Annotated in this window: 10 protein-coding genes; 2 read left to right on the top strand and 8 right to left on the bottom strand. The window is 67.2% G+C overall.

The genetic code is table 11. The annotated features are described in order from the left end of the window. Positions 1-25: 25 nt before the first annotated feature. Positions 26-1195 (bottom strand): XdhC family protein, encoded by a 1170-nt coding sequence (locus CG716_RS14565; protein ID WP_094480741.1) that lies wholly within the window; start codon positions 1193-1195, stop codon positions 26-28. A 23-nt stretch (positions 1196-1218) separates the two neighbouring features. On the opposite strand from CG716_RS14565, the gene CG716_RS14560 reads away from it, so the two are divergent. Further along, a complete protein-coding gene (locus CG716_RS14560; protein ID WP_094480739.1) occupies positions 1219-2175 on the top strand; it encodes a LysR family transcriptional regulator in 957 nt (318 codons plus the stop codon). Between the two features lie 67 nt (positions 2176-2242). Here the strand turns inward: CG716_RS14560 and CG716_RS14555 are convergent, their stop codons facing one another. From CG716_RS14555 to CG716_RS14540, 4 genes are read right to left on the bottom strand one after another with little or no spacing between them, the layout of a single operon-like run. Then, on the bottom strand, positions 2243-3073 hold the full coding sequence (locus CG716_RS14555; RefSeq protein ID WP_094480737.1) for an oxidoreductase: 831 nt from the start codon (positions 3071-3073) through the stop codon (positions 2243-2245). 1 nt (position 3074) lies between these two features. Continuing rightward, the gene (locus CG716_RS14550) at positions 3075-4343 is read right to left on the bottom strand and encodes a DUF1214 domain-containing protein (protein WP_094480735.1); all 1269 of its coding nucleotides are present in this window, start codon (positions 4341-4343) and stop codon (positions 3075-3077) included. Further along, a complete protein-coding gene (locus tag CG716_RS14545) occupies positions 4340-5491 on the bottom strand; it encodes a sulfotransferase family protein (RefSeq protein ID WP_094480978.1) in 1152 nt (383 codons plus the stop codon). Before CG716_RS14545 ends, CG716_RS14550 begins: the two co-directional genes overlap by 4 nt. Before the next feature lie 29 nt (positions 5492-5520). After that, entirely contained in the window at positions 5521-5964 is a 444-nt protein-coding gene (locus CG716_RS14540) for a nuclear transport factor 2 family protein (protein ID WP_094480733.1), read from the bottom strand. 60 nt (positions 5965-6024) lie between these two features. Between CG716_RS14540 and CG716_RS14535 the strand changes: the two genes are divergently transcribed. Further along, a complete protein-coding gene (locus CG716_RS14535) occupies positions 6025-6924 on the top strand; it encodes an SDR family NAD(P)-dependent oxidoreductase (RefSeq protein ID WP_094480731.1) in 900 nt (299 codons plus the stop codon). Positions 6925-6931: 7 nt separating this feature from the next. On the opposite strand, the gene nhaA is transcribed toward CG716_RS14535, so the two are convergent. Genes nhaA through CG716_RS14520 form a run of 3 tightly spaced genes read right to left on the bottom strand, consistent with a single transcriptional unit; the run spans position 6932 to position 10502 of the window. Next, positions 6932-8746 (bottom strand): Na+/H+ antiporter NhaA, encoded by a 1815-nt coding sequence (nhaA, locus tag CG716_RS14530; protein WP_094480729.1) that lies wholly within the window; start codon positions 8744-8746, stop codon positions 6932-6934. Then, the gene (locus CG716_RS14525) at positions 8743-9843 is read right to left on the bottom strand and encodes a glycoside hydrolase family 76 protein (RefSeq protein WP_094480727.1); all 1101 of its coding nucleotides are present in this window, start codon (positions 9841-9843) and stop codon (positions 8743-8745) included. Before CG716_RS14525 ends, nhaA begins: the two co-directional genes overlap by 4 nt. 14 nt (positions 9844-9857) lie before the next feature. After that, positions 9858-10502 carry a TrmH family RNA methyltransferase gene (locus CG716_RS14520; RefSeq protein WP_094480725.1) on the bottom strand — a complete coding sequence of 215 codons (645 nt, stop codon included), beginning with the start codon at positions 10500-10502 and terminating at the stop codon, positions 9858-9860. Between the last annotated feature and the right edge of the window lie 68 nt (positions 10503-10570).

Genomic DNA, 10570 nt, shown 5'->3' with positions numbered 1-10570 from the left:
GTCTCGGCCTGCTAATTCAGCACCGTCAATAGCGAGTTAAGTGATCGCTTAACTCCCCTGACGGCGAAGGGCTAGCGTCGTCGTCGTGATGAATCCGTCCGTCGAGAGCCGACAGGGGACGGCCGCCGCCACCCCAGCGGCGGGCGATGATCTCGGCGGCGATCGACACCGCGGTCTCCTCCGGGGTGCGCGCCCCCAGGTCCAGCCCGACCGGGCTGGCGAGTTTGCTCAGCTCGGCCTCGGTCAAGCCCGCCTCACGCAGTCGGGCCAGCCGGTCGGAGTGCGTGCGCCGCGATCCCATCGCCCCGATGTAGCCGAGGTCCAGCCGCAGGGCCACCTCGAGCAGGGGGACATCGAACTTGGCGTCATGGGTGAGCACGCAGATGACGGTGCGGGGATCGATGGCTCCGGCCTCGGCCTGCGCGGCCAGGTAGCGGTGCGGCCAGTCAACGACCACCTCGTCGGCGGTCGGGAACCGGGCCGGCGTCGCGAACACCCCGCGGGCGTCGCACACGGTGACCCGGTAGCCGAGGAACGAGCCCTGCTGGGCGACCGCGGCGGCGAAGTCGATGGCCCCGAACACCAGCATCCGCGGGCGGGGGGCATGGCTGGCGACGAACACCTCCATGCCCTCGCCGCGGCGCTGCCCGTCGGGGCCGTAGGTGAGCACCTCGCTGCGACCGGCCGCCAGCAGACCGCGGCCATCGTCGGTCACCGCGGCGTCGGCCCGGGTCGATCCGAGACCGCCCTCGACGTGGTCTGGGCCAAGGACCAGCCTGCGCCCCAACCAATCCGGGTCGGGGTGGGTGATGACCGTGGCGACCGCCACCGGTCGATGCCCGCCGATCGCGTCGAGAACCTGGTCGAGGTGCGGAAAGCTGCGCTGCGAGACCGGCTCGATGAAGACGTCGAGGATGCCGCCGCAGGTCAGGCCGACGGCGAACGCGTCGTCGTCGCTGACCCCGTAGCGCTCCAGTCGGGGCACCCCGGTGACGACGACTTCGGTGGCCGACTCGTAGACCGCGCCCTCCACACATCCGCCCGACACCGAGCCGGCCACCGAGCCGTCGGGTGCGACGACCATGGCCGCACCCGGCTGGCGCGGCGCCGACCGGAAGGTGCGCACCACGGTCCCCAATCCGGCGGTTTCGCCGGCTCGCCAGATCGCGGCCAGTTGCGCGAGAACGTCCTGCACGACTTCAAAACTAGGCTGAATTCGTGACACCGGCACAACTTCGGGCCTTCTCGGCCGTGGTGCGATTGGGCTCCGTGCATGGGGCAGCCGAGGAATTGGGCGTCTCCGACTCGGGCATTTCTATGCATGTGGCGCAGCTGCGCAAGGAACTCGACGACCCGTTGTTCAGCCGGACCTCGGCTGGGCTGGCGTTCACCCCGGGCGGATTACGGCTGGCCAGCCGGGCTATCGAGATCCTCGGTCTGCAACAGCAGACGGCCATCGAGGTGACCGAGGCCGCACACGGCCGCCGGCTGCTGCGCATCGCCGCCTCGAGTGCCTTCGCCGAGCACGCCGCACCGGGCCTCATCGAGTTGTTCTCGTCACGGGCCGACGATCTGTCGGTGGAGTTGAGCGTGCATCCGACGAGCCGGTTCCGCGACCTGATCGAATCCCGCGCGGTGGATATCGCTTTGGGGCCCGCCGCGGCCGCGGGTGACGCGGCGATCACCGTGCGACCGTTCTTGAAGTACCAGATCATCACGGTGGCCTCGGCCGGCAGTCCGCTGGCCACGGGTACGCCCACGCCGGCGCTGCTGCGCGAACAACACTGGATGCTGGGCCCGTCGGCAGGTGGTGTCGACGGTGAAATCGCCTCTGTTCTAAGGTCTCTGGCGATCCCCGAGGCGAATCAGCGGATCTTCCAGAGTGATGCCGCCGCACTCGAGGAGGTCCAGCGGGTGGGCGGAGTGTCCCTGGCGGTCGGCTTCGCCGTCGGCAAGGACCTCTCAGCCGGCCGGCTGGTGCACGTGAAGGGCCAGGGTTTACAGCTCGCCGGCGAGTGGTGCGCGTCGACCTTGCCGGTGGCCGCGCGCCAGCCCGCGGTCACCGAACTGCTGAACTTCATCACCACCCCGCGCTGCACGCAGGCGATGATTCGCGGCACCGGAGTGGGTGTGACGAGGTTTCGGCCGAAAGTCCATGTGACGCTCTGGAGCTGACGCCGAGATCGACAAGATGTCGCGATCTGCTCGAACTTCGTCGGTCCTTTTTCGGTTCGGGCGTCAACTAACTAGGGAAGTTGACGTCCTTGGTGACGGCTTCCCACTGGTCGATCGACGCCGACAACGCTGCGATCTTGTCCCGGACCGCCTTGAGGACGTCGCGGCCGAGCAACAGGCGCAGCGGCGGCTCGTCGAGGCCTGCGACCATCAGCACCGCCTCAGCGACCTTGCGTGGATCCCCGGGCAGGTGGTCGGCGAAGTCCTTGATCAGCGATTTACGTGTGCCGACACTGTCGTCGTAATCGCCGATCGGCGTGGATGATTCCCACATCGACCGTTTGGCCCAATCGGTGCGGAACGCGCCGGGCTCGATGGCCGTCACCCTGATCCCGAGTGGTTTGACCTCCTGGGCAAGCGCCTCGGTGAGCGCTTCGAGCGCGAACTTCGTCGACGAGTAATACGCATTGGGCGGGTTGGCCACCAGTCCCGTCATGGACGAGATGTTGATGATGTGCCCGGCCCCACGTTCGCGCATCGACGGCAGCACCGCCTTGATGGTATCGACGACACCGAAGTAGTTGGTGTCGAACAAGAGTCGGACCTTCGCGTCCTCACCTTCCTCGACCGCCGACAGGTACCCGTTACCGGCGTTGTTTACCAGTACGTCCACCCCGCCGAACGTGGCATCGGCCGCGGCCACCGCATCGGCGATCAAGTCCTTGTCGGTGACGTCCAGCGCAATGGCCAGGGCACGATCGCCGAATTCGTCGGCCAGATCCTGGACCGACTCGATCCGGCGGGCCGTAACCACCACGTTGTTTCCGGATTCCAATGCGGCCCGGGCGATCTCACGCCCGATGCCGGTAGAGCATCCGGTAACCAGCCAGCAACCCATCTCAGTTGGTCCTCTCGTTCGGAGTTCCTTCGGGTATCCGGCGAAGATATGCCGCACGCCGCTGCGCCAGTTGCTCGGCTCGCTCGGCGGGAGTCACCCGCGGGATGCCGGGCACCTCGCGGTCGAGCCGGTCGAATGCGACAACCCGGCCGGTGGCACCGAGATCCGGCCGCGGACCGCCCTCGTCGAACTCGGCCATCCGCAACGTGAGGATGCCTTCACGCAAGCCGTCGGAGTCGATCCAGTTCGCCACTCCGGGATCGACCGGGGAGATGACGTAGGTGTAGCTGCCGTCGGCATTGGGCACGGACTGCGATTTGTTCAGACTTCCGGTGCGGTCGACGATGTTGAGTGTGGTGCCCCAGATATTGCTCAACGGGACCGTGAAGTATTCGGCGCCACCGTCTTTGACGTCAACGACGAACGTGTCGTCAGGGCCTAGATCGAATCGGCCCATCACGTACACCTGATTCTTCATGGCGCCCACTTTGTCCGCCGACCAGGCCAAATTGAAGTGGTTGGCCGGCATTTTGTAGATGCCGTGGCTCAGCTTGCCGGTGAAATTCGCGAAATAGGCCATCATCGCGGCTGTCGCCTCGGCCTGTTCGTCGACGGTGCGCGCCGCCGTGTCCGGTGCCCCGCCGAGCCGCTCCACGGTGATGTGGTTGGGATCGTCTGCGGCCCAGTCCAAAAGCACGTCGCGGATGTAGAACTCGTGCGCCTCCGCCGTGGTTTGCACGTGGTTGGGCCTGCCACCGGCGGGCTCGGAGTCCACGGTGATGGTGTAGCTGCCGTCGCTCTCGACATCCATGGTCTTACCGTTCAGGACGGCAACGGTGCCCATGTTGGCGTCCCAGAGCGTGAAGTAGTTCTCCGTCATCCGATGCTCGCCGACGCGGCCGCGGATCACATAGCGTTCGTCACCCGCGATGGGGATCACCCGATAGACGGTGTCGGGATTGTCGATTCCCCAACGTGATCCGGGGATCTGCCGATCGCCCACCGGGTGTGCCAGCCTGGTGATGCAGCTGACCTTGGGGCGAAGCTTGTCCTGGTTGGACGACCACACCGCCGCGGAGAACATCACCTCGGCGAACGCCGCGTCGAACCGCTCCCGCATGGCATCGGAGGCCTTGGCGCGGCTCAGCCAGTTCTCCGCGACAGTCTTATAAGCCTCTTTGACCGTGGGATGTTCGGTCAGCTCGAGCGCGGCCAACTCCTGTTCGTGCTGCGATGGCGTCGCCACCGGGTCGCCGATGCCCGCACTCATTGGTCGTCCTTTCGAAAGCGCTTGTTATACAGCGAAAACCGTTCGTCGACTTGAGCGTCCGACAGGCCATAGTCGGCCAGTTCGTATGGCGGCCGCGGAACTTCCCTGGGGCGGTTGGCCAGCCAGTCGGTCATCGCGGTGACCGCCGTGTCGGTCAGCGGCAGACCGATGGCGTCGTACACCCGGCCCACCTGCCCGATCGGGTCACCGACTGCGGCACCGAAGTGGATGTCGGTGACCCGCTCCGATTCGTCAGTCCAGCTGTCCCGCACCGCCATCGCCCGGTCGTTGGTCCAGCCCATCCGCTCCAGCCATTGCGCCCCCACCCGCCGGGTGTCGACCTCGTCGGCATGCATGGCGTGCAGCGTCGCATTAAGACTGGCGCCCGAGGAGACCGTGGTACGCGGGTTGCGATGCATGTGCACCACGTGCACGTCGGGGAATTCGTTGCGCAACGCGTCGAGGTAGCCCAGGTGGGCCGGCGACTTCAGTACCCAGCGTCCGGCGGTGACGCCGCGACGGCGCTGCTGCCACTGCAGGAATTGCAGCATGCGATGGAGGTAGGCGTAGGCCGGCGCGAAATCCTGTGTGTTCAACCAGGATCGGTAGTTGGGCAGGTGCGCTCCGGACTCGGGAACATGCGACAGGAAGGCATCGGCCAGGAAGACGATCTCCTCCTCGGCCTCCCGCGCGTACATCGGGTGGATGGCGAACAGTTCCGGCGCCAGCTCGCGAGACTTGTTCTCCCTGGCTTCACTGACCGCGATACGCGGGTCGGTGCCGGCGAAGTCGTAGCCCAGCTTGGGGGCGGCCTCGACCACCTCCCAGCCGCGCGCGCAGTGCAGGCGCACGTCGGCGGCCAGCAGACGCTGCAGCAGGGTGGTGCCGCTGCGCATCATGCCGACGACGACGATCGGCGCCTCGATCCGCTCGGAGAGGATCTCGGGGTGGCGGCGGATCCATTCCTCGGTGCGCAGCCGCATCCGAAGGCTGTGCACGATCCCCGACCGCAGGATGTGCTCGCCGATCACGTTGAGCCCGGCGCCGGGATAGTCGTCGAGCAGGACCGCCAGCGGTTCCCGGAAATCCCCGGGGCCCCACTCGGTCAGGCCCTCCTTGTCGACGGCCGCGTCCAGGACCCCCGCCATGGCGAAAGCACCCGTGTCAGTCACCGGCGTCAGAACTTCAGGTGCTTGCTCACGTCGCCGACCTGGTCGACGAACATGGTGCGCGAGTCGAACCACCACTGACCGTCGATGCGGTGGAAGGTGTCGTGGTAGTGGCCGGTGACGATCACCTGCAGCGGGAGCTCCGGCGTGGCCTGGGTGACGCAGTAGTAGGACTTGCTGCGCGCGGTGCCCGCCTCGTCGTCGAGGTAGAGCTGCAGATTGCTGGTGTTGTGCTTGGTCTTCGGTGTGCCGTCGTCGTAGAGGAGGGTCGCCATCTCATACATCTGCCGAACCCGCTCCGGCCCCTCGAAGACCGTCTCGGGCGGCCCGTTCTCGACCCCGCAGATCCTGCCGTGACTGAACAGCGCGGCGACCCCGTCGAGGTCGCCGGCGTCCAGCAGTTCGGCATAGGTGTAGATCAGGTTCGTGATCGCCTGCGCACTGTCACTCATCAAGGGGCATGATGGCAGAGCAATTGGTTAGATGGTCTTGTTTGTCCAGAATTCCCCGTTATGCTCCCCGACGTGACGCAGTGGTCGCCGACTCGACTCGGCAATCTGACCGGCAAACGGATCATCGTGACGGGCGCAACCAACGGCGTCGGACTGGGCACCACGCGGGCCCTGGCCCGCGCGGGCGCGCACGTCATCATGGCGGTCCGCAACACCGAGCTGGGCGCGCAGCGCGCCGCCGAGATCGGCGGATCCACCGAGGTGCTCAAGGTCGACCTGGCTGACCTGGCCTCGATCCGGGCCTTCGCGGACATGCTCGACGGCGACGTGGACATCCTCGTCAACAACGCGGGTGTGCTGACCGACCAGCGGCACGAGACCGTCGACGGTTTCGAGGCGACGCTGGGCACCAACATGCTCGGCCCCTTCGCCCTGACGAATCTGGTGTTTCACCGGGTGCGGTCCCAGATCATCAACGTCGCCTCAGACGGCCACCGCATGGCGACCCTCAGGCTCGACGACATGCACCTGCGCCGAACCAAATGGACCGCGCTCAGTGCATACGGGCACTCGAAACTCGCGATGATGTTGTGGGGACTCGAGCTCGACCGGCGGCTGCGGGCAGCCAACTCCGGCGTCGTCACCCACCTGATTCATCCCGGCTGGGTCGCGTCCAATCTGGCACAGACCTCCGATTCGCCGTTGATGTCGGCGGCATACAAGGTGGTCGACGGGTTGGCCCAGCGTCTGGCCAACGACCTCGACCAAGGCGCCGTGCCCACGCTGTACAGCATCAGCGAACCGATCCCGCCGGGCAGTTACGTCGGGCCCAACGCCCGACTGGGCCTTCGCGGTGAGCCTGGCTTGATCGGCCGCTCACCGAAAGCGTGTGACTACGACGCCGCCGCGCGGGTCGTGCAGTTCGCCGAACAGGAAACCGGCACAACACTTCCCGTCTGAGGAAACCTCACGTCGGCCGGCCGGCCTCCAGGGCACGGATCAGGCTGGCCGCATCCCACGGCCCGCGATGCCGAACGCCGTTGACGAAGAACGTCGGCGTGGCGTTGAGGTCCATCAGCTCGGCATCCTGCGCATCGTCCTCGACCCTGTGCAATACCCGGGGTGAGTGCAGGTCTTCGTCGAATTTGGTGATATCGCAACCGACTTGGTCGGCGTAGCGGTAGATGTGCTGCCACTCCAGGTTGTCCTGGAACTGGAACATCATGACCGCCATGTCGAAGAACTTGCCCTGCAGGGCTGCTGCCTCGCTGGCTCGCGCGGCGTCTACGGCCCGCGGGTGCACCCGCTCCAGGGGCAGATGCCGCCATACGTAGCGCAACTGGTCGCCGAAGTGGGCACGGACTTCGTCGATCCCCCCCGTGGCACGGCTACAGAACGGGCATTCGAAGTCGCCGTATTCGACCAGCGTCAGCGGCGCATCCACCGGCCCGCGGATGTGGTCGCGTTCCGGGTCGATCTCGCGGACCAGCTTGTGCCCGACCGCGACCGGCGGGCTGAACCGGTCGGTGAGCCGGAAGACTGCCCACCCCAATGTGAATGCGATCACCGACGCCGCCAGTACGCCGACCCGCGCGAGGTCGGCCGAGCGCGGATTGGTGATCGCCAGATCGACGATGAACAACGAGATGGTGAAGCCGATCCCGGACAGGGCAGCGCCGCCGGCGACCCGCCGCAACGTCAGCCCCGGCGAGAGCCGCCCGAGCCCGGTGCGCTGCACTATCCAAGTGGCCGCGGTGATACCGATCAGCTTGCCGATCACCAGGCCGGCCACCACACCCCAGGTCAGTGGCGAACGTACCGCCGCCAGCAGGGTGTCGGCATCCAGTCGCACGCCGGCGTTGGCCAGCGCGAACAGCGGCAGCACCGCGAAGGACACGTACGGCCCGAACCCGGTGACCAGCCGCTCGTTGATGGAGATCGAGTCGCGCAGGCTGCGGGTGGCCGCCCGGGCATACTCCGAATTCGGCGACTGGCGGAATGCCCGGATGACGTCGACGGCAGCCTCGACGCGTTGGCGCTCGGGAGTGAACACCGGGATCACGAGTGCCACCAACACCCCGGCGAGCGTCGAGTGCACGCCACCGTTGAACAGCGCCAGCCACAAGGCAACGGCCAGAATGCAATACGCCACGCCGCGCACCGCCGAAGGCAGGTGGCGCACGCCGATCAGCGCGGCCACCAAGGCAACCGCGATCAGCAGTGGGATGACCCGGATCCGGTCCGAGTAGAACAGGGCGATGGCGGCCAGCGCGCCGACATCGTCGACTACGGCCAGGGTCAGTAGGAAGGTCCGCAGCCGCGCCGGATATTTGGGCGCGATGATCGCCAGCGCGCCGACGAGGAACGCGGTGTCGGTGGAGATCACCACACCCCATGCTTTGGCGTCGTCGCCGGATGAGTTGAGCAGCAGGAAGATCACCGCGGGCACGGTCAGCCCGGCGATCGCGGCGACCACGGGCACCAGGGCGCGGGATCGTTCCGTCAGTTCCCCGATGGTGAACTGGGCCTTGACTTCCAGTCCCACGACGAAGAAGAAGAACGCCATCAGCGCGTCGTTGACGATCTCCTTGACCGTCAGCTCGCCGTGCATGGTGCCGAAGCTCAATCCGACCCGGGTGCCCCAGAACTCGGAATAGGAGTGTGCCCAAGGCGAATTCGCCCACAGGATGGCAATGAGGGTGAATGTCAGCAGCAGTGCCGCGGCGGCGTTCTCGCCGAATCGCTTCGCTGTCGGGTCACGACCCAGCCGGCTGCCTCTCACGCTGTCACCGTATGTGCTGCCTCCATCAACATCCACCCGGACAGCTGCACCGACAGGTCACGCTCGGGCGTCTGGGACGAATTCACCGCACCCTCGATGAACTGCCCCTGGGCGCCGGCGGCGGTGGGGACCTCAGCGGCGCTGTCCCAGGACGGCCCGAACAACGGTAAGCCGTCGACATTTTGGCGGTTGTCCCATGCCGCCTGCGCGGAAGCCAGCACGATCTCACGGGCGGCGTCCCGGGTAGCGGCGCCGTCGACGGATTCGGCGGGCAGCGTTGTCGCGGCGAACGCCAGATACCGGGCGGTGACCCCGGAGAACAGCCCGCCGTCTCCGCCGCCGGCACCATTCAGAATGCCGCCGGGTGCCATGTGTTCGCCGATCGCCGCGACCAACCGGTGCACCCGCACCGGGTGCCGGTCGTCACGGGTGCGCGCGGCCAGCTCAGTCTCCAGCCCCACCACGACGCCCTGGCAGTAGGTGTACTGCGCGCGCACCAGCGAGCCACCCTTGATGCCGTCGAACACCAGGTGGGTTTCCGGGTCGATCAGCGTTTCGTCGATCCAGTCGGCCATCTGCTGGGCCCGCCGTAACCGGTCGCCGTAGCGCGCCAGGAAGATTCCAGCCGGCCCGTTGGCCGGGGCGTTGAAGAACTGATCCTGTTTGCGCCAAGGGATTCCGCCGCCGTCCTCGGGCACCCAGGAGTTGACGAACTGTTCGCAGAGGGCTTTCAGGGCGCGCGGGCGCGCGACGCCGGCCACTCGCTCCGCCCGCTCGAGTGCCAGTGCCAGCCAGGCCATGTCGTCGTAGTAGCTGTTGGTCCAGCGACCGTTGTTGCGCAGCCGGTGCCCGCGGATCTGTCGTGTGATCGTGCCGAGCCGGGCGGGTTGCGGGTCACGCCCCTGGGCGTCGATCAGGCAGTCGAGCAGGTGCGCCTGCCACCAGTAGTGCCATGTTCCGAATAGCCGGTCCCGGCGGGTGGGGGGCCAGCCGACGACTCCGAGCTGCGTTCCGGGCAGGTTCCACAGCGTGCGCAGATGCCGTTTCGCGACCGCGGCTTCGGCGCTGGCAGCCCGGTTCGCCCACAGCTGGTCCATGCGCCAATCCTGCCCTACCAGGCCCGGGAAAGATCAGCCCATCGCCGGATCCAGGCGTGCATCGCGATGCCGGCGGCCACGGCGGCGTTGATGCTGCGGGTGGAACCGAACTGCGCGATCGAGACGGTGACCGCCGCGCCGGCCCGGGTGGCCTCGGTGATGCCGGGCCCCTCCTGACCGAACACCAGCAGGCAGTCGCGTGGCAGCTCGGTGGTCTCCAGCGGCACCGCGCCCGGGATGTTGTCGACGGCGACGACCGCCAGCCCCGCGCCGGCCGCGAAGGCCAGTAGCTCGTCGGTGCTGTCGTGATGGGCCAGACGTTGGTAGCGGTCGGTGACCATGGCTCCGCGCCGGTTCCAGCGCCGGCGCCCGACGATGTGCACGGTGTCGACGGCGAACGCGTTGGCGGTGCGCACCACGGCGCCGATGTTGGCGTCGTTGCCGAAGTTCTCGATCGCGATGTGCAATGCATGCCGCCTGCGGTCGATGTCGGCGATGATCGCCTCCCGCGTCCAATAGCGATAGGCATCGACGACGTTGCGGGAGTCGCCCTCGCGCAACAGGTCCGCGTCATACCGCGGATCGCCGGGCGGTTGGCCCGGCCAGGGTCCGACACCGGGGGCGCCGGTGCTCCACTCGGTGGGACCGGCGTCAGTCACGGGTCACCCGCACCGCGGCATGGGTGCCGATCACCGACACCGTCGCGTACAGCAGGGCGGAGGTATGG

It is taken from the genome of Mycolicibacterium sphagni (genome assembly GCF_002250655.1).
Lineage (GTDB): Bacteria > Actinomycetota > Actinomycetes > Mycobacteriales > Mycobacteriaceae > Mycobacterium > Mycobacterium sphagni.
Note: the sequence above shows the minus strand (reverse complement) of the source record. Positions and strands in the feature narration are given on the sequence as shown.